18 protein-coding genes are annotated in these 19,183 nt (G+C 65.1%); 11 read left to right on the top strand and 7 right to left on the bottom strand.

Annotated features, from left to right (window positions below; translation table 11 throughout):
* Positions 1 to 402: 402 nt before the first annotated feature.
* The 3 genes from AS156_RS07820 to AS156_RS07830 form a co-directional block, all read right to left on the bottom strand.
* Complete coding sequence (locus AS156_RS07820) at positions 403 to 843, bottom strand: hypothetical protein (RefSeq protein WP_066502241.1); 441 nt, start codon at positions 841 to 843, stop codon at positions 403 to 405.
* A 130-nt stretch (positions 844 to 973) separates the two neighbouring features.
* Positions 974 to 1,345 (bottom strand): ElaB/YgaM/YqjD family protein, encoded by a 372-nt coding sequence (locus AS156_RS07825; RefSeq protein ID WP_066502244.1) that lies wholly within the window; start codon positions 1,343 to 1,345, stop codon positions 974 to 976.
* A 73-nt stretch (positions 1,346 to 1,418) separates the two neighbouring features.
* A complete protein-coding gene (locus AS156_RS07830; RefSeq protein WP_066502294.1) occupies positions 1,419 to 2,561 on the bottom strand; it encodes an AI-2E family transporter in 1,143 nt (380 codons plus the stop codon).
* A 228-nt stretch (positions 2,562 to 2,789) separates the two neighbouring features.
* Between AS156_RS07830 and AS156_RS07835 the strand changes: the two genes are divergently transcribed.
* From AS156_RS07835 to AS156_RS41865, 3 genes are all read left to right on the top strand, one after another.
* Positions 2,790 to 3,611: a L,D-transpeptidase gene (locus AS156_RS07835; RefSeq protein ID WP_066502245.1), complete on the top strand. Its 822-nt coding sequence runs from the start codon at positions 2,790 to 2,792 to the stop codon at positions 3,609 to 3,611.
* An 8-nt stretch (positions 3,612 to 3,619) separates the two neighbouring features.
* Positions 3,620 to 4,261, top strand: coding sequence for a DUF2865 domain-containing protein (locus tag AS156_RS07840; protein ID WP_066502248.1), 642 nt, complete (start codon positions 3,620 to 3,622; stop codon positions 4,259 to 4,261).
* Between the two features lie 105 nt (positions 4,262 to 4,366).
* A complete protein-coding gene (locus AS156_RS41865) occupies positions 4,367 to 4,522 on the top strand; it encodes a Thivi_2564 family membrane protein (protein WP_136626083.1) in 156 nt (51 codons plus the stop codon).
* A 73-nt stretch (positions 4,523 to 4,595) separates the two neighbouring features.
* On the opposite strand, the gene AS156_RS07845 is transcribed toward AS156_RS41865, so the two are convergent.
* Entirely contained in the window at positions 4,596 to 6,758 is a 2,163-nt protein-coding gene (locus tag AS156_RS07845) for a malate synthase G (protein ID WP_066502250.1), read from the bottom strand.
* A gap of 147 nt (positions 6,759 to 6,905) precedes the next feature.
* Complete coding sequence (locus tag AS156_RS07850; RefSeq protein ID WP_245312599.1) at positions 6,906 to 8,135, bottom strand: MFS transporter; 1,230 nt, start codon at positions 8,133 to 8,135, stop codon at positions 6,906 to 6,908.
* Between the two features lie 170 nt (positions 8,136 to 8,305).
* Between AS156_RS07850 and AS156_RS07855 the strand changes: the two genes are divergently transcribed.
* Positions 8,306 to 9,226: an AraC family transcriptional regulator gene (locus AS156_RS07855; protein WP_245312605.1), complete on the top strand. Its 921-nt coding sequence runs from the start codon at positions 8,306 to 8,308 to the stop codon at positions 9,224 to 9,226.
* 210 nt (positions 9,227 to 9,436) lie between these two features.
* Here the strand turns inward: AS156_RS07855 and cysC are convergent, their stop codons facing one another.
* Together cysC and cysD are read right to left on the bottom strand one after the other, a co-directional pair.
* Entirely contained in the window at positions 9,437 to 11,356 is a 1,920-nt protein-coding gene (cysC, locus tag AS156_RS07860; RefSeq protein ID WP_066502257.1) for an adenylyl-sulfate kinase, read from the bottom strand.
* Between the two features lie 24 nt (positions 11,357 to 11,380).
* Positions 11,381 to 12,175, bottom strand: a complete 795-nt coding sequence (gene cysD / locus AS156_RS07865) for a sulfate adenylyltransferase subunit CysD (protein ID WP_066502304.1) — start codon at positions 12,173 to 12,175, stop codon at positions 11,381 to 11,383.
* A gap of 248 nt (positions 12,176 to 12,423) precedes the next feature.
* On the opposite strand from cysD, the gene cysG reads away from it, so the two are divergent.
* From cysG to cysT, 7 genes are all read left to right on the top strand, one after another.
* A complete protein-coding gene (cysG, locus tag AS156_RS07870) occupies positions 12,424 to 13,875 on the top strand; it encodes a siroheme synthase CysG (RefSeq protein WP_066502259.1) in 1,452 nt (483 codons plus the stop codon).
* Positions 13,872 to 14,189: a DUF2849 domain-containing protein gene (locus tag AS156_RS07875; RefSeq protein WP_066502260.1), complete on the top strand. Its 318-nt coding sequence runs from the start codon at positions 13,872 to 13,874 to the stop codon at positions 14,187 to 14,189. The genes cysG and AS156_RS07875 overlap by 4 nt, the downstream gene beginning before the upstream one ends.
* A gap of 28 nt (positions 14,190 to 14,217) precedes the next feature.
* A complete protein-coding gene (locus AS156_RS07880; protein WP_066502261.1) occupies positions 14,218 to 15,873 on the top strand; it encodes a nitrite/sulfite reductase in 1,656 nt (551 codons plus the stop codon).
* A complete protein-coding gene (locus AS156_RS07885; protein WP_066502263.1) occupies positions 15,860 to 16,375 on the top strand; it encodes a DUF934 domain-containing protein in 516 nt (171 codons plus the stop codon). The genes AS156_RS07880 and AS156_RS07885 overlap by 14 nt, the downstream gene beginning before the upstream one ends.
* On the top strand, positions 16,372 to 17,097 hold the full coding sequence (locus tag AS156_RS07890) for a phosphoadenylyl-sulfate reductase (protein WP_066502266.1): 726 nt from the start codon (positions 16,372 to 16,374) through the stop codon (positions 17,095 to 17,097). The genes AS156_RS07885 and AS156_RS07890 overlap by 4 nt, the downstream gene beginning before the upstream one ends.
* A gap of 157 nt (positions 17,098 to 17,254) precedes the next feature.
* On the top strand, positions 17,255 to 18,244 hold the full coding sequence (locus tag AS156_RS07895) for a sulfate ABC transporter substrate-binding protein (protein WP_066502268.1): 990 nt from the start codon (positions 17,255 to 17,257) through the stop codon (positions 18,242 to 18,244).
* A gap of 127 nt (positions 18,245 to 18,371) precedes the next feature.
* Complete coding sequence (gene cysT / locus AS156_RS07900; RefSeq protein WP_082747385.1) at positions 18,372 to 19,178, top strand: sulfate ABC transporter permease subunit CysT; 807 nt, start codon at positions 18,372 to 18,374, stop codon at positions 19,176 to 19,178.
* The last annotated feature ends 5 nt before the right edge of the window (positions 19,179 to 19,183 follow it).

The following is a 19,183-nucleotide window of genomic DNA, read 5'->3' on the forward strand; positions in this document are numbered from 1 at the left end:
CACCTGTGGTCCTACCCCCGAGCTTTCTACCATTGCTCGGGGCCCATGGGTGCGATCGGCACCCGGCTTTCCCTGCGCCCTCTGTTCAAGAGAGGGTGAAACGAAGAGCAAGACTCGGACAATTCATGTCGCGAGAACGCGAAGTTGCGTCCCCATCCACGTCTGTCATCGCCCGGCTTGCCGCCTCCGCTAAAGCTTCGGCGCGCCAGAGACCGCAAGCCGCGTCGAAGCCTTGGCGTAGACGGGTCCGGGCGATCCAGTACGCCGCGGCCCATCGATCCAATACCCGCTGCATGCGCGGGTGATGACACCGTGCTGTTTGACATCTTGAATCGAGAACCATTGCCGACGTCATTCGCGGCCTGCTGGCGACGACCGAAGACGGATCGGCAGCGCGGGCCGCTACTCTTCTTCCGGCTCGCTGTTGCTGCTGGCGGCGGACCGGCTTGCCATCAGGCCGAGTGCGAGGCCGCCGACGGCCAGGATCGGGATCAGGCGCTTGACGCCGATGGCGCGGACGATCTGCAGGCCGGTGGCGATCACGACCGGATCGCTAAATACATTGGCCGCGGCAGCCTTTGCCGCCTTTTCGGCGCGCCGTTGCGCCTCGCGCTTGCGCGCCGTGTAGATGCCGGCCGCGATCAGCGTCACCACGAAGAACAGCGCGGCACCTGCAAGGCACGCTTCGACCGCACCGTAGTGCTGCAGCACGAATACGAAGCCGGCCGCGCACAGGAAGGCCAGGGTGATGAACAGCGCGATCGCGACCGCGCCGGCGAGCGAGGTCAGCCGCAGGGCATTCCCGGCGGATTCCTTGATGTCATTGACCAGCCGCTGCAGCATTGCAATGCCTTGCCCGACAAAGCGCTTCGACAAACGACGCAGCGGCACCCCAGCGTTGCCGTCGCGTCCGGAAGGGTGGCTGGCGCATGATCGCCATCGCTGGCTTCACCCGGTGAAAAGCGTTGGTGGATTAGCGGCGCCAGGCGACGCCGATCAGGAAGCCGAGGCCGAGCGCGAGACCGACGGTTGCCAGCGGCCGTTGCGTGATCACCTCTTCCAGTGTCTCCTCGATCGAGGAGGCCGCATCCTGCGCTGCGCCCATCATCGCGCTGCCGCGCTCCGACGCGTCATCCATCGCGGCCTCCGCGCTGGCACGCGCGTCCTTGTAGTGACGGCGGGCCTGCTTGCCCGCACTGTTGGCGAACGAGTTGAGCGCTTCGGTGATCTGTTCGGTGAGGGCTGCGATATCGTTCTTCACGGCGATGACATCCTTCTCGAGACGCTCGTAGGTCGCTTTATCCGTCATGTTCTTGATCCCAAATGCGCTGTCCGACATCGACATGCTCCCGGAAAAATCCGTGCGGTACAGGAAAAAACGCCTCGCTCCCAGCGAAGTTCCTGCGGTGAAACCGAGGTTAATCTTCAGGCAGCTGCGGCGAATTGACCGGCATCAAATGCTCTTTCACGATCAGCCCCACGATCAGAAGCGGCGACGACAGGAAGGCGCCCATCGGGCCCCACAGCCAGGTCCAGAACGCCAGCGCCAGGAAGACGGCGAGCGCATTCAGCGACAGCCGGCGGCCGACGATCGTCGGCGTGATGAAATGTCCTTCGAGGAAAGCCGTGACCACGAAGCAGGCCGGCGCGATCAGCCCGGCGCTGATGGTCGGAAAGGCGACGATGCCGACCGTGACCAGCACCGCGAACATCGCGACCGGGCCGATGATCGGGATGTAGTTCAGTGTCGCGGCGAGCGCGCCGAGTCCGGCCGCGTTCGGCATGCCTGTGATCTCGCAGACCACGCCGGTGACGACGCCGACGCCGACATTGATCATGGTCACCGTCAACAGATAGCTGCCGAGATGCGTTTCGAGCTCGTTGAGGATACGCAGCGCGCGCAGCCGCGCCTGCCGCTTGTGGAAGGTCATGACCAGCGCGCGGCGCAGATCCCTCCAGCTCGCGATGAACAGGATCAGGGTCGCGATGAACAGCAGGAATTCGGTGAAGGTCGGCGACAGGAACTCCAGCGTCGATTGCAGCCATTCGAATTTCGGCAGCTGGAAGGCAGGGAGCGTCTCGGAGCCACCGACCATGCTCTGCAGCTCCTGCCACAGCGCGAGCGGCCGGTCGAACACGTGCAGCTTCTGCTTCAGGATCGCGCCGAGCTCTGGCAGCCGCGCGCTCCATTCCACCGCCGGCGCGGAAATCAGCCCGACCATGAAGGCGACCGCCGCGCCGACCGCGATCACCAGCAGCACCGCGCCGAGCGGGCGCGGGATCCGGTAGCGTTCGAGGAAGCTCGCCGCTGGCGACAGCATGGTGCCGACGATGAAGGCCATGGTGATCGGCAGGAAGAACGCGCGCGCCACATAGAGCACCGCGACGATGGCGATGACGAGGAGCGCAACCAGCGCAAAGGCCACAACCTCGGCGCGGCGGATCACCGGCGGCTGTTCGGCCTTGCTGTCGGGGAGCGGGGTGCCCTCGGGGGCCGTGATGCGCAGACGCTCACCCGGTAGACGTTCACTGGGAAGACGTTCACTCGGAAGAGCACGCACCAAACTTCTCCCGCGCGAGAACGAACAAAACCCGCGCCGCGAAGTCGCCCCGCGCGTCGAATTGCCAGAGATAACGGCGGGCCCGGAGAAAGGTTCCATCGCGAAATCGTGAGGCCGCGTGGGTTGACAGTCGCGCCCTTGGGACGATTCGCGGCGGAACCTGTGGCCGGAGGTTGGCGTTGGCTCGGCATAGCATCACCACGATGCGTATCCCTTCAGGGGCAGCACATGACACAGCAGTCTCTCGTCAGCCGCCGGCATCCGTCGCGCGCCGCGCGCACCCTTGCCTTCGCCAGCGTCCTCATCGTGACGCCGTTCATCGCCACCAGCTCGGCCAGCGCGCAAGCGTATGGGCAGATCAACGGCCGGGCGCTCGGCTATGCGTCGACCCAGCCTGGCGCGTTTCCGGGCGACGAGGTGATGAACGATCCCGCCACCGAGGACGGCGCCCTGCCGGCCCGGCTGCGCCGCACCACCGTGGCGCTCAACACCACCGAGGGAGCGGGCACCATCATCATCGATACCGGCAACACCGCGCTCTATTATGTGCTCGGCGGCGGCCGGGCGATCCGCTACGGCGTCGGCGTCGGCCGCGAAGGCTTCACCTGGTCGGGCACCCAGACCATCAGCCACAAGGCGGAGTGGCCGGACTGGCATCCGCCGGCAGAGATGATCAAGCGCCAGCCCTATCTGCCGCGCTTCATGGCAGGCGGCCCGGGCAATCCGCTCGGCGCGCGGGCCATGTATCTCGGCGCCAGCGAATACCGCATCCACGGCACCAACGATCCGACGACGATCGGCAAGTTCGTGTCGTCGGGTTGCATTCGCCTGACCAATGAAGACGTCGAGGACCTGTTCAGCCGCGTCAATGTCGGCACCAAGGTCGTGGTGCTGCCGAAGAACGGGCCGCATATCGCCGCGCGCGAGATCGGCCCGGCGCCGACCGTGGTCTCGGCCCGTCCGGGCGCGATGCAGCCGCGTCGCGCGGTGATGACGGGGCCGGCGGGCCGCGAGGCGATGAACATCCCGGTCTCCTCGTCGCCGTACTGAGGATCGGCATGGTGAAGCAGTGCACCCGGCGGTGGGTGCTCGGGACGGCCGCGTTGCTTGGCCTCTCGCTTGCGCCCGCCGCTCAGGCCCAGGATTTCTTCTCGGCGCTGTTCGGCAGTCTGATGCAGGGCCGTCCGCCGGAGATCCGGATGCCGTTCGATGGCGGCAACGCGCCCACCGCGCCGCGGGTCGAGCGGCCCCGCTACAGCAGAGCCGGCGGCAGCCAGGCCTATTGCGTGCGGACCTGTGACGGCCGCTACTTCCCGATCTCGGCATCGGGCCGCGAGAGCAAAGAGGAGACCTGTAGCTCCTTCTGTCCGGCGAGCGAGACCAAGGTGGTCTACGGCAGCAGCATCGACGGCGCCGCCACCGAAGACGGCAAGCCGTATTCCGAACTGCCGAACGCGTTCCGCTATCGCGACGAGATCGTCGCGGGCTGCACCTGCAACGGCAAGGATTCGGTGGGACTAGCCGCAGTCAAGATCGAGGACGATCCGACCTTGCGAAAGGGCGACATCGTCGCCGGCAAGGATGGGCTGATGTCGGTCGCGCACGGTCCGGACCGCCGCGGCGCGCAGCTCAACTTCACGCCGGTGCCGGAGCGTATCCGCGCCAAGTACGAGCGTCCGGCCGTGGTGGCGCGGGAATAGCCGGCGCTCGGCCTTCTGGATGAATGCTGCATCCGGAACCGGCCCTGCTGTCGCACGTTGGGAAGGGGCTAACCGCCCTTTCAACGACGTCTTCAGGGAGCCTGCATGCTCGTCAGCATACTCGTCACATTCCTTGTCGTTATTCTCGTTCTTTATCTCATCAACATGCTGCCGCTCGACGGCCGCGCCAAGCACATCGCCCGCGTCGTCGTGATCATCATCGGCATCGTGTCGCTCCTGAAATATCTCACGGTGTTCTGACGCCGCGCGTTCGGCAATAAAAAAGCCCCGGCGTCGCGCCGGGGCTTCTGTTTGTTGTTGCAGCACTTGCGGATCAGCCCGCAGCCTTCGCCTCGCGGCGGCGCGCGGTGAGGATGTACTCGGTGTAGCCGTTCGGCTGCGTACGGCCCTCGAAGATGAGGTCGCAGGCGGCCTTGAAGGCGACGCCGTCGAACGCGGGTGCCATCGGCTTGTAGAGGGAATCGCCGGCATTCTGCTTATCGACGACGACGGCCATGCGCTTCAGCGACTCCATCACCTGATCCTTGGTGATGACGCCCTGATGCAGCCAGTTCGCCAGATGCTGGCTCGAGATGCGCAGGGTGGCGCGGTCTTCCATCAGGCCGACGTCGTGGATGTCGGGCACCTTGGAGCAGCCGACGCCCTGGTCGATCCAGCGCACGACATAGCCGAGGATGCCCTGGCAGTTGTTGTCGATCTCCTGCTTCACGTCGTCGGGCGCCCAGTTCGACTGCGACACCGGAATGGTGAGGATGTCGGAGAGTTTTGCGCGCGGCCCGCCCTTGGCGAGCTCCTGCTGGCGGGCGATCACGTTGACCTGGTGATAGTGCAGGGCATGCAATGTCGCTGCGGTCGGCGACGGCACCCAGGCGGTGGTGGCGCCGGCCTGCGGATGGCCGAGCTTCTGCGCGAGCATGTCGGCCATCTTGTCGGGCGCCGCCCACATGCCCTTGCCGATCTGGGCATGGCCGGGCAGGCCGTCGATCAGGCCGATATCGACGTTCCAGTCCTCATAGGCCTTGATCCAGGGCTGCGCCTTCATGTCGTTCTTGCGGATCATCGGACCCGCTTCCATCGACGTGTGGATCTCGTCGCCGGTGCGGTCGAGGAAGCCGGTGTTGATGAACATGATGCGCTTGGAGGCGCGCTGGATGCAGGCCTTGAGGTTGACCGTGGTGCGGCGCTCCTCGTCCATGATGCCGACCTTCAGCGTGTTCTCCGGCAGTCCGAGCATCTTCTCGACCTCGGCGAACAGATCGCAGGTCAGCGTGACTTCGTCGGGGCCGTGCATCTTCGGCTTGACGATATAGGCCGAGCCGGTGCGGCTGTTCTTGACCTTCGAGTTGCCCTTGAGGTCGTGGATCGCGAGCAGGCCGGCGACCGCGGCGTCGAGAAGGCCTTCCGGGATCTCCTCGCCCTTGGCGTCGAGCACGGCGTCGGTGAACATGTGGTGGCCGACATTGCGCATCAAGAGCAGACTGCGGCCGTGCAGCTTCAATTCGTTGCCCGCCGGCGTCTTGTAGACGCGGTCCGCGTTGAGTGAGCGCGTCAGCGTCTTGCCGCCCTTCTCGAAATCGGCGGACAGCGTGCCGTTCATCAGGCCGAGCGTGTTGCGATAGACCAGCACCTTGTCCTCGGCGTCGACGGCGGCGACCGAGTCCTCCATGTCGAGGATGGTGGAGACCGCCGATTCAAGGATCATGTCGGCGACGCCGGCCGGATCGTCCTTGCCGATGACGTTGTTGCGGTCGATCTTGATCTCGACATGCATGCCGTTGTTGACCAGCAGGATCGCGCTGGGCGTGGCCGCATCGCCCTGGTAGCCGGCGAATTGCGCGGCGTTCTTCAGCGCGGTGGAGTTGCCGCTCTTCAGCTTGGCCGAGAGCTGGCCGGAGATCACGCTGTAGGAGGTGACGTCGGTGTGGCTCGCGGTCGCGAGCGGTGTCGCGGCATCGAGGAAGGCCTTGGCCTTGGCGATCACCTTGTCGCCGCGCGCCTTGTTGTAGCCCTTGCCGGTCTCGCTTGGATCGTGCGGGATCGCATCGGTGCCGTAGAAGGCGTCGTAGAGCGAGCCCCAGCGCGCATTCGCGGCGTTCAGCGCGTAGCGGGCGTTGGTGAGCGGCACCACGAGCTGCGGGCCGCAGATCTTGCCGATCTCCTCGTCGACATTGGCAGTCTCGACCTTGTGGGTCGCGGGCTCCGGCAGGAGATAACCGATCTCCCTCAGGAACGCGGTGTAGGCGTTGATGTCAAACGCCTTGCCCTTGTGGGCGCGATGCCAGTCGTCGATCTTGGCCTGCAGCGCGTCGCGCACAGCCAGCAGCTCGCGGTTCCGCGGTCCGAGCTTCTGGATGATGCCGGCAAGTCCGGCCCAGAACGCGTCAGGCGTGATCCCGGTTTTAGGCGTCGCCTCCTTGGCGATGAAATCGAACAGGACAGGGGCGATCTTCAATCCGTGGGCATCGACACGAGTCATGATGGGCTTTCTCAAAGAAACGGGCGTTTCGACGCTGCTTTCAGACGAAAACAGCAAAAAACGCGCCAAAGGGCCGCGTTCACGGCCCTTTTAGCCTTAAAGCCAGGGCTCTGAGAAGGCCTTCTTCTACCCCCATAATGGAGCGCTTCAGGGTGCCTTGGTGCGTACCTTGGCGGCGATCAGCAGTGCGGCGAGCACCAAGGGAACTGCGCCCGCCACGAACACGGCTGCGGCGCCCATCGAGTCGAGGACAAGCCCGCCGCCGGCTGCGCCCATGGTGATGCCGAGGAAGATCGAGGCCACGGTCAATCCGGTCCCGCTCTCGGTTTCATCGGGCACCATGCGGGTGATCCAGGTCGTCGTCGCGACCGGTACGCCGCTGAACGCGAATCCCCACAGCGCGATCAGCGCAAGAGCGGGAATGAGGTCTCGACCATAGACCGGGAGCAACAGACCGAGCACGCTGATCGCGACAGGCATGGCGATCAGCGTGAGCTTGAGTTTGCGCTCGGCCATCAGCCCGCTCACGAAGGAGCCGAGGTAGTTGGCGACGCCGAAGGCAAGCAGTGTCGCCGCTACGCCGGCGGCGCCAAGCCCGGTCACGCTTTCAAGGAACGGACGAATGTAGCCGAAATAGCCGAAGTGTCCGGTGAACACCAAAGTTGCCGCCAAGATGCCGGCGCCGATGCCCGGCCGCGTCACGATGTCGATCAGAGTGCCCAGCCCGGCTTCTCCCCTCGGCGCCAAGCGCGGCAAGACCAGCGCCTGGATGACGAACACCGCTGCGCCAAATGCCATTGCCAACAGGAACACGGACCGCCAGCTCGCCACTTCGCTGAGATAGCTGCCAAGCGGAACAGCAATGATCATGGCGGCGGGAATGCCGCTCATCACGATCGACAAGGCCCGTGGCACCAGCGACGTCGGCACCAGCCTGATCGTCGTCGCCGCCGCCATCGCCCAAAAGCCGCCAATGGCAAGGCCAAGCACGATCCGCGCCGCCAGCAGGAACGTGATGCTCGCCGCCAGCGCCACCAGCAGATTGGAGATGACCAGAAGAATCGAAAAGCTGAGCAGCACCGGCTTTCGATTGAAGCTGCGTGTCAGTGTCGGCGTGAACAGTGCACCGACCAGGCCTGCCAGGGAGGTTGCCGTTACTGCCTGACCGGCGAGGCCCGGACTCACACCGAGGTCATTCGCCATCGGCGTCAGCAAGCCGGACGGCAGGAACTCGGCTGTCAGAAGTGCGGTGACGCCCAGCATCATTGCGGCAACGGCGCCCCAGGAGGGCTTTTCCGGCACGAGCGGCTCAAGCTTGAGCGCGACGTCGCCCGGCATCGGCGCAACCGCATCGGCGTGCGCCAGAGCGGGGTTCACTTCTTGATCCATCGGCCGAGACTTCCATCTTATGCTGCGCTGCCGCGGACATAGGCTGGAGGTTTTGGACAATCTATGCCATAAACGCCCGAATGTTTGATCGTTCGTCCAAATCGTCCACCACCTATACGACCGCCGCCGTCGATCTGGTGAGCGAATTGTTGCTCGGGATGCGGCTTGAGGGGGTTCGTTACCGTCGGGTCGAGACGCGGGCGCCCTTCGGTTTCCGTTTTGAAACGCCATACGGACGCGCGCAATTTCACTTCGTTGCGCATGGCACTGCGCATCTGCGCTACGCCGACGCGATGCTGCTTCCGCTTGGATGCGGTGATGCGATCTTCATGCCGCGCGGTGGCGCGCATGATCTCGTGTCGGCTCCGGACGAGCCGAGTTGCGACGTCGATCGTTTCGAGACCGAGACACTGTGCGGTAATGTCGACGTGACGTCGGCCTGTCCGGCAGGATGCCCCGATGACGAGTCGGTTTTGGTCTTCAGCGCTTGCATGAATTTCGATCTCGGCGGCATGCGCCCGCTCATCGCCCTGATGCCGGAGGTCATGCGGGCCGACACATTGCTCGCGCGCCAGCCGGAAATCGAACCCATGCTCAAGGCGATGGAGCGGGAGACATGCACACCGCGGGCCGGTTCCGTCGGCGTCATGGCGCGGCTCGCCGATGTTCTCGCCGCGTCGATCGTGCGCGGCTGGGTCGAATGCGGCGGCGACAACGCCGTCGGTTGGTTCGAGGCGTTGCGTGATCCTCGTCTCGGCCGCGCCATCGGCGCGCTGCATCGCGCTCCTGGCCGCAACTGGACGGTCGCCGAACTGGCGGCGGAGGCAGGTTGCTCGCGCTCGATGTTCGCGGAACGCTTCCAGACAATGACCGGGCAATCGCCCGCGCGCTATCTCGCCGAGCTGCGTATGCGCCTTGCGACACAGTGGATCGAGCATGAACGCCAGCCGATCGACATGATCGCGCAACGGCTTGGCTATGCGTCACAAGCGGCCTTCAGCCGCGCGTTCAAGCGCATCACCGGGCAATCGCCGGGGATGGTGCGGCAAGCGGCCGGAAGCCGACGCGCGGCTGAATAGGGGCGAAGCGGTCGCGTGACAGCGCGCCTCTCGTCACACACACCGCCGTCATGCCCCGCTTCAAGCAGGGCATCCAGTAAGCCGCGGCCTTTCGGCTCAAGCACGGGTCGTCCGGTCCCGTCTACGCCAAGGCTTCGACGGGGCTTCGGTCTGAGGCTCGCCGGAGCTTCAGCGGAGGCGGCAGGCCGGACGACGACAGATCAGGGAGCTTCAGATATTCGCCGCCAGATCAGACAGCTCGTCGAACAGGATGCCGGTGCGCGCCAGCATGCGCTCGATTTCCTCGGTGGCATCTGCGACCGAGCGGTTCGATGTGTCGATGGTCAGTTCGTTGCCGGTCGGCGGCTGATAGTCGTTGCCGATGCCGGTGAAGCCCTGCAGCGCACCCGCGCGGGCCTTGGCGTAGTGGCCCTTGGGGTCGCGCGTCTCGCAGACCTCGGCGGGCGTTGCGATGTAGATCTCGCGGAATGCGCTATCGGCGATGCGGCGCGCTGCTGCACGGTCGGCGGCCGACGGCGACACCGCGGCGACGATCGCGATGTGGCCGTTGCGCGCCAGATGGGTCGCGACCTCGGCGAGGCGGCGGATGTTCTCGGCGCGATCCTCCGGCGAGAAGCCGAGATCGCCGTTCAGGCCGGCGCGCAGCGTGTCGCCGTCGAGCAGGATCGGCGAGCCGCCATTGCCGAACAGCCGCCGTTCCAGCGCACGCGCCAGCGTCGACTTGCCGGAGCCGGGCAGGCCGGTCAGCCAAACCACCGCGCCGTTGTGGTGGTAGCGCGCCGAGCGCTCGTCGAGTCGCAGCGCGGATTCCACCGGCACGATGTCCACGGGGACCGCAGGCCGGCCGGCGTCGACCGACAGCACGAGGCCACCGCCGGCGATGCGGCCGTTGACCTCGATCACGAGGCGCCCGGTGCGCGGATTCTCGGTGTAGGGATCGGTCGCGACCGGTTGCGCGAGCGAGATATCGATCTCGCCGACATGGTTGCGCGCGATCGCCGCGTTCTCTTCATTCGACAGCGCGCCGGGATCGATCGCCTTCTCGATCGCGACGACGGTGGCGCGGCTTTCCTTCGTGCCGAGCCGGATCAGGATCTGCTCGCCCTTGGTCAGCGGCTTGTCGTGCAGCCAGAAGATCCGCGCGCGGATGCGGCGGGTGTCGCGCGGGCTCTGCCCGGGGTGGCCGATGATATCGCCGCGTTCGAGGAACAGCTCGCGGTCGAGCGTGATGCCGACCGAGCGCCCGGCGCCCTGTGGGCCGTTCACCGGCGTCGCCGGCCAGCTCTCGACGGTCTTGATCTTCGCAATCTTGCCCGTGGGCATGATCACGATCTCGTCGCCCGCCTTGAGGCTGCCCGACTCGATGCGGCCCGCGACGATGCGGCGGTCGTCGAACTTGTAGATCGCCTGCACCGGCAGCCGTAGCGGAAGCTGCGCCAGCGGCCGCGCCGGCTCGAGCGCATCGAGCGCCTCGACGACGCTCGGCCCGGTGTACCAGGCGATCCGCGGCGTGTGCTCGGCGACACCGTCGCCGTCGCGCGCGGAGATCGGGATCACGGTCGACGGCGTGACGCCGAGGCCGATCAGATGCGCCGAAATCTCGTCGCTGATTTCCTTGAACCTGACAGCGCTGAAATCGACCCGGTCCATCTTGTTGACGACCACCGCGACCTGCTTCACGCCGAGCAGATGCAGCAGATAGCCGTGCCGCCGCGTTTGGTCGCGCACGCCTTCGAGCGCGTCGATGATCAGCACCGCGCCGTCGGCCTGCGAGGCGCCGGTGATCATGTTGCGCAGGAATTCGGCGTGGCCGGGTGCGTCGATCAGCACGACGTCGCGCGAGCGGGTGCGGAAACGGATCTGCGTGGTGTCGATGGTGATGCCCTGGTCCCGTTCGGTCTGCAGCGCATCGAGCAGGAACGACCATTCGAACGGCATGCCGCGCCGCGCGCTGACCGCCTTCAGCATTTCCAGCTTGCCGTCCGGCAGGCTGCCGGTCTCATGCAGCAGGCGGCCGACCAGCGTGGACTTGCCGTGATCGACATGGCCGACGATGACGATGCGAACTTGCGGCCGCGTGGTGCCGTTGGGCGTCGCGGAGATCGAGGCGGTGGGGAGGATCATGTTCATCGAAACGCTCACGCCAATAGGGAATCAGAGATAACCGGCGACACGCAGCCGCTCGAACGCATCTTCGGTCTCATGGTCGAGCGCGCGGCCGGCGCGCTCCGGCACCTTGGTGCCGTCGAGCTCGGTGAGGATCTCGTCGATGTTGGAGGCGGTGGATGCGACCGGGAAGGTGATGTCGGAATCGCCCAGCGAGCGATAGCGCTTGCCGTCCTTGGTGAGATACAGCGGGATGATCGGGATGTTCTCGCGCTTGGTGTAGGCCCAGATGTCGGCCTCGGTCCAATGCAGGATCGGATGAATGCGCAAATGCGCGCCCTGCGGCGGCGAGGCATTGAAGTGATCCCAGAATTCCGGCGGCTGATCGCGGACATCCCATTCGCCCTCGAGGCCGCGCGGTGAGAACACGCGTTCCTTGGCGCGCGTCGCTTCCTCGTCGCGGCGGATGCCGGCGATCAATCCGTCAAAGCCGTGCTTGACCAGCGCGAGCTTCAGGCCCTCGGTCTTCCGTGCGGCGGAGCGCGCGGCCGGCGGCAGGGTCGGATCGACGCTGTCGATTGGCGGGCAGGGCTCGACGCGCAGGTCGAGATCCCATTCCTTTCCGAAGCGATCGCGGAACGCATACATCTCCGGAAACTTCTTCCCGGTGTCGACATGCAACGCGGGGAACGGCACGCGTCCGAAGAACGCCTTCCGCGCCAGCCAGATCATCACGTTGGAATCCTTGCCCAGCGACCAGAGCAGCGCGAGCTTCTTCAGCCGCGCGAACGCCTCGCGCAAAATGTAGATGCTCTGGGCCTCGAGTTCGTCGAGGTGATCCATCGACGGGGCATCCTGAGCGGCCGAAATTTTCGGCACGGAAGATGCTTTGGCATGGGCTGCGGACCGTGATCCGGCGGCGGCGGATTCGTTGTCGAGAAGATGCATCTATCGGCCCTTGGCCCGAGGAGGTGAAAATTCTAAAGTTGCGCCGCAATAGAGAAGAAATAATTTTCTCTTTATCGGCCTTGATCGAGAGATAAATAGAAAATAATTTCAGTCAACCCCCAAGTTGGGGAAGCGAGTGTCTGATGCGATACCTGCCTGTGTTTCTGGATCTGCAAAGCGGCAAGGTGCTGCTCGTTGGAGCGGGCGACCTTGCGCGCGCCAAGTTGCGGCTGCTTGCGGCAGCCGGAGCGCAGGTTCGCTGGCATGCGACCGATGGCGATCACGAGCTGACCGGACTTGCTGCGGAAGATACCGCGCGCATCGAGCGCGCTGACAGCGATCCGCTTGCAGCCGATCTCTCCGGCGTCATTGCCGTTCTCTGCGCCGGCGCAGGCGACGTCGGCGTTGCGATGTCGGCGCGTGCGAAGGCCGTCGGTGTGCCCGTCAACGTGATGGACGATCTCGCGCATTCGACTTTCATCTTTCCTGCGATCGTCGACCGCGGCGATGTCGTGGTCGCGGTTGGAACCGGCGGGACGTCACCGGTGGTGGCGCGCCGCGTGCGCGAGCGCATCGAGGCGGTGCTGCCGGCGCGCATCGGCGATCTCGCCGGCTTCATCGGACGCTTCCGCAAATCGATCCACAGCCGCATTGCCGAGTTCTCGCTGCGCCGTCGCTTCTGGGAACGCATCGTCGATGGCCCGATCGGCGCGCTGGTGTTGGCCGGTCGCAGGGACGAAGCCGAGCGGGCGCTGCACGCCATCACCGATCCCGCCGCATTCGCCGGCGCCGACACTGAAGGAAAGGCCGTCGGCCACGTGACGCTGGTCGGCGCGGGCCCGGGCGATCCGGACCTGTTGACGATCAAGGCGTTGCGCGCGCTGCAGGATGCCGACGTCGTGTTTTATGACGAGCTGGTGTCACCGGAGATTCTCGATCGGATCAGGCGCGATGCCGGGCGCATCCCGGTCGGCCGTCGCGTCGGCAAGCCCGGCATCGGCCAGGACGCGATCAACAGGCTGATGATCGAGGCTGCGCAATCCGGCCAGCGCGCGGTGCGGCTGAAGGGCGGCGATCCCTTCATCTTCGGCCGCGGCGGCGAAGAGGTCGAAGCGCTGCGCGACGCCGGCGTCGCCTACTCCATCATTCCCGGCATCTCCGCCGGTCTTGGCGCCGCGGCGCAATTCGAGGTGCCGCTGACCTACCGGCACGAGGCGCTGCGCATCACCTTCCTCACCGCGCACAAGGCGCGCGATGCCGAGGTGGTCGACTGGTCGGTGCTGACCGACAAGAAGATGACTGTTGTCGTCTACATGGGCATGACCGCTGCGCCCGCGATCCTCGATGGCCTGCTCGCCGCGGGCCGTTCGCCGGAGACGCCGGTCGGCGTGTTCGCGCGCGTGACACGCCCCGATGCCAAGGCCGCGGTCGGCACGCTCGCGCGGCTGCCCGAACTGGTCAAGCAGGTCGATGGCGGTCCTGCCATTCTCATCATTGGCGACGTGGTCGCGCACTCCGCGCCGTGGAGCCAATCCAACGTCACTCAACTGTTCTCCACCCCGATGTTCTCCGAACTGCTGAAAGCTGCCGAATGACCTCTCCGCTCGAACAGAAGAAAATCAGGATCACGGGCCCGTCGATGGTGACGGCCAACCGCACCTGGGACGGCGCGGTGGTGTACCGCACCGCGCAGAAGGGCTGGTCCACCGAAATCGGCGATTCCGCTGTCGTCAGCACCTCCGACGACGCCCGCGCGCTGCTGGCCGAAGCGACAGCCGACGATGTCGGCGCGGTCGGCCCCTATATCGCGCCAGTCGAGCTCAAGGACGGCGGCAAGGTCAAGCCCGGTAATCTCCGCGAACACATCCGCGCCAAGGGCGTCACCATCGATCTTCGGGTCCCTGCGTAAAGCGCGCCGGCGTTAAGGTTCATCGACCATGTATGCATATGACGAACTCGACCGCACGCTGATCAACGAGCGTGTTTCGGAATTTCGCGATCAGGTGAAGCGGCGCCTCTCGGGCGAACTCACCGAGGACGAATTCAAGCTGCTGCGGCTGCAGAACGGCGTGTATCTGCAACTGCACGCCTACATGTTTCGTGTCGCGATCCCCTATGGCACGCTGTCGTCGAAGCAGCTGCGCCGGTTCGCCCATGTCGCGCGCCGTTACGACCGCGGCTACGGTCACTTCACCACACGGCAGAACATCCAGTTCAACTGGATCAAGCTCGCCGAGCTGCCGGACGCGTTGGCCGATCTCGCCGAGGTCGGCATCCACGCGATGCAGACCTCCGGCAACAACATGCGCAACGTCACCTCGGACCAGTGGGCCGGTGTTGCGCCCGGCGAAGTCGAGGACCCCCGCATCTGGTCGGAGCTGATCCGCCAGCACACCACTCTGCATCCGGAATTCTCGTTCCTGCCGCGCAAGTTCAAGATCGCGATCACGGCCTCCGAGCACGATCGCGCCGCGATCAAGATCCACGACATCGGGCTGCGCCTGCACAAGAACGCCGACGGCGAGACCGGCTTCGAGGTGCTGGTCGGCGGCGGTCTCGGCCGCACGCCGTTCATCGCCAAGACCATCAAGCCGTTCGTCCACGGCCGCGACATCCTGAGCTATATCGAGGCGATCCTGCGCGTCTACAATCAGTACGGCCGCCGCGACAACATCTACAAGGCGCGCATCAAGATACTCGTGCATGAGCTCGGCATCGAGAAGTTCGCCAAGGAAGTCGAGGAGGAGTGGAATCAGATGGGCGACAGCGAGCTGCGGCTCGACTACGCCGCCATCGAGGAGGTCCGCTCGCGCTTCTCCTATCCGCCTTACGAAAAGCTGCCGCACATGCCGGACGAGTTGAAGCGGGCCGCGCACGATCCGTTGTTCGAACGCTGGCGCAAGAACTCGGTGTCGCCGCACAAGGTGCAGGGCTATTCCATCGTGACGCTGTCGCTGAAGCCGGTCGGTGGTCCGCCCGGCGACGCCACCGCCGAGCAGATGGACGCGCTGGCCGATCTCGCCGACAAATATTCGTTCGGTGAGATTCGTGTCGGCCATGAGCAGAACCTGGCGCTGCCGCATGTCGCCAAGCGCGACCTGCCTCAGCTGTTCAAGGCGCTCGATCGCCTCGGCCTCGCCACGCCGAACGTCAACCTCGTCACCGACATCATCGCGTGCCCGGGGCTGGACTATTGCTCGCTCGCGAATGCGCGCTCGATCCCGATCGCGCAGGAGCTGACACGGCGCTTCGCCAATCACGACACGGCGGATCTGATCGGCCGCCTGCACATCAATATCTCCGGCTGCATCAACGCCTGCGGCCATCACCATGTCGGCCATATCGGCATTCTCGGCGTCGAAAAGAACGGCGAGGAATTCTACCAGATCACGATCGGCGGCCGCGCCGACGAGAACGCACAGTTGGGCACCTTGATCGGCCCGGCCGTTCCCTATGCGGAAGTCGCCGACGTGATCGAAGACATTGTCGAAGCCTATCTCGCGCTGCGCGACCGTCCCGAGGAACTGTTCGTCGACACGGTGAAGCGTCTGGGCGTCGAGCCAATCAGGGAGCGGGTCTATGCCACTCGTTAAGCAGGGAAGAATCACCACCGACCTGTTCGTCGATGTCGCCGACGGTGCCGAGTTGCCGGGCGACGGTGCGATCCTGGTCACCGCAGAGCGTTTCCTCGCCGATCCGGAGGCGCTGCTGCGCCGCGCCGGCAAGACCGGCGTGGTCTGGCCGAACAATCGCGACCTCGATGAGCTGGTGCCCTATCTCGACCGCATCGCCGCGGTCGCGCTGGTGTTCCCGACCTTCCGCGACGGCCGCGCCTACAGCCAGGCGCGCCTCTTGCGCGAGCGTCACGGCTATGACGGCGAGCTGCGCGCCACCGGCCAGATCCTGCGCGACCAGTTCGTGTTCATGACCCGCGCCGGCTTCGACGCCTTCGAGGTGAAGAAGGATGCGGACGCCGATGCCTTCGCCGAGACCATGAAGCGCTATTCGGTGTTCTACCAGCCGACCGGTGACGGCCGCGTCACCGCGCTCCACCGCCGCATGCAGCTGCGCCATTCGGAGAGCGCCGGCCAGTGAGCATCCTTGCACCAGAGCTGACGTCGTCACGAGCGTTGCCGCCCGCGGTCGCGCTGAACGAGGCGCTGCGCGCGGCTTCGCCCGCCGAGGTGATCGCGACAGCGCTGAAGACGATCGGTCGTGAGCGGCTGGCGCTGGTGTCGTCATTCGGCACGGAATCCGCCGCGCTGCTCAAGGTGATGGCGGATGTCGATCCGTCGATTCCGGTGGTCTTCCTCGACACCGGCTGGCTGTTCGAGGAAACGCTCGCCTATCGCGACACGCTGATCGCGACACTTGGGCTTACGGACGTGCGCTCGATCAAGCCGCTCGACGAGACATTGTCGCGCGAGGATCCCGACCGCGAGCTGTGGTTCACCGATCCCGACGCCTGTTGCCGTATCCGCAAGGTCGAGCCGCTGGCGCGGGCGCTGAAGCCGTTCTCGGCCTGGATCAACGGCCGTAAGCGGTTCCAGGGTGGCGCACGCACCGATATCCCTGTCGTCGAGGACAACGGCGCGCGGCTGAAGTTCAACCCGTTCGCCAACGTGTCGCGCGAGGAGATCGAGGCGATCTACGCGCTTGGCAAGCTGCCGCCGCATCCTCTTGTCGCATCGGGTTATCTCTCGGTCGGGTGTATGCCTTGCAGCAGCCGGTCCGCACCCGGCGAGGATGCCCGCGACGGCCGCTGGCGTGGCCGGGCGAAGACGGAATGCGGCATCCACACGGCCAAGATTTCGTAACCACACACGAGAAAGACTTCGCGGCACGACGGCTTCGTAGCACAGCTGCGCTGCGCGGCCGCAAACAATGAAAAGCGGTTTCGTTGACTTCAGACCACTTCACCGTGAGTTATGTCTGGCGTGTTCCCTGACATTCTCAGGTTGAATGGAGAGAGAAATGATCCGTCGTATCCTGCCGCTCGTCGCGGGATTGTTGTGGGCGAGCTCGGCCTTCGCCGCCGACTATTCGCTGCTCAACGTATCCTATGATCCGACGCGCGAGCTTTACGTCGATTTCAACAAGGCATTCGCCGCAGCGTATCAGAAGGAAACCGGCAAGACCGTCGAGATCAAGCAGTCGCATGGCGGCTCGGGCTCGCAGGCGCGCTCCGTGATCGACGGTCTGCAGGCCGATGTCGTCACGCTGGCGCTCGCCTACGACATCGATGCGATCGCAGGGAAGGGCCTGCTTGCCAAGGACTGGCAGAAGCGGCTGCCGCTCAATGCCTCGCCCTATACTTCCACCATCGTGTTCCTGGTGCGCAAGGGCAATCCCAAGGGCATCAAGGATTGGGATGATCTGATCAAGCCTGGCGTTGCCGTGATCACGCCGAACCCGAAGACCTCGGGCGGCGCGCGCTGGAACTACCTCGCCGCCTGGGGCTATGCGCAGAAGAAATATGGCTCAGCCGACAAGGCGAAGAAGTTCGTCGCCGATCTCTACCAGAACGTTCCCGTGCTCGACACCGGCGCGCGGGGCTCGACGGTGACCTTCGTCGAGCGCGGCGTCGGCGACGTGCTGCTCGCATGGGAGAACGAGGCCTTCCTGGCGCAACGCGAATTCGGCCAGGACAAGTTCGAGATCGTGGCGCCGCCGCAGTCGATCCTCGCCGAGCCGCCGGTCGCGGTGGTCGATACGGTCGCCGACAAGAAGGGCACGCGCGCCGTCGCCGAAGCCTACCTGAAATACTGGTACACTAGGGAAGGCCAGGAGATCGCGGCGCGCAATTCCTATCGGCCGCGCGATCCCGAGATCGCCAAGGAATACGAAAAATCCTTCGCCAAGGTCGACCTCTTCACCATCGACGACGTTTTCGGCGGCTGGACCAAGGCGCAGAAGGATCACTTCGCTGAAGGCGGCATCTTCGATCAGATCTACAAGAACTGATGACGCATGATCCGGAAAAGTGTGAAGCGGTTTTCCGAAGAGATCATGCGCAAAGACGAAGTGCGATGATCGCGCTTCGGTTCGAGAAGGAGGAGTTGTGAGCACAGCGGTCGCACGGCGCAGCACTCTGCCAGGGTTCGGTCTCTCCATGGGACTGACCCTGACATGGCTGTCCGTCATCATCCTGATCCCGCTGGCCGCGCTCTTCCTCAAGACCTTCGAGCTCAGCCTCGATCAGTTCTGGGGCATCGTCACCAGCCGTCGCACGCTGAGCGCGCTGAAGATTTCGTTCGGGCTGTCGTTCGCCGCGGCCTGCGTCAATCTGGTGATGGGCACCATCATCGTCTGGGCGCTGGTGCGATACCGCTTTCCGGGGCGGCGGCTGTTCGATGCCATCGTCGATATTCCGTTCGCGCTGCCGACGGCGGTTGCCGGCGTCGCGCTGACGCAGCTGTTCGCGCAGAAGGGTTGGCTCGGCGCGCCGCTCGCCGAGCTAGGCATCAAGGTCGCGTTCACGCCGATCGGCATCTTCGTCGCGATGATCTTCATCGGCATTCCCTTTGTGGTGCGCACGGTGCAGCCGGTGCTGATCGACCTCGATCCCGAGATCGAGGAGGCGGCGGCAAGCCTCGGTGCCAATCGCTGGCACACCGTGTTCCGCGTCATCCTGCCGAGCCTGATCCCGGCGCTGCTCACCGGCTTCGCGCTCGCCTTTGCCCGCGCCATCGGCGAGTACGGCTCGGTGATCTTCATTGCCGGCAATCTGCCCAATGTCTCCGAGATCGCGCCGCTGTTGATCGTGATCCGGCTGTCCGAATTCCGCTACGCCGACGCCACCGCGATCGCGGTCGTGATGCTGGTGGCCTCGTTCCTGATCATCTTCCTGATCAATCGTCTGCAGCGTTGGGCGCAAGCCCGCATTCCCGTGCATTGAGGGCT

This window comes from Bradyrhizobium macuxiense, from assembly GCF_001542415.1.
Taxonomy (GTDB): Bacteria; Pseudomonadota; Alphaproteobacteria; order Rhizobiales; family Xanthobacteraceae; genus Bradyrhizobium; species Bradyrhizobium macuxiense.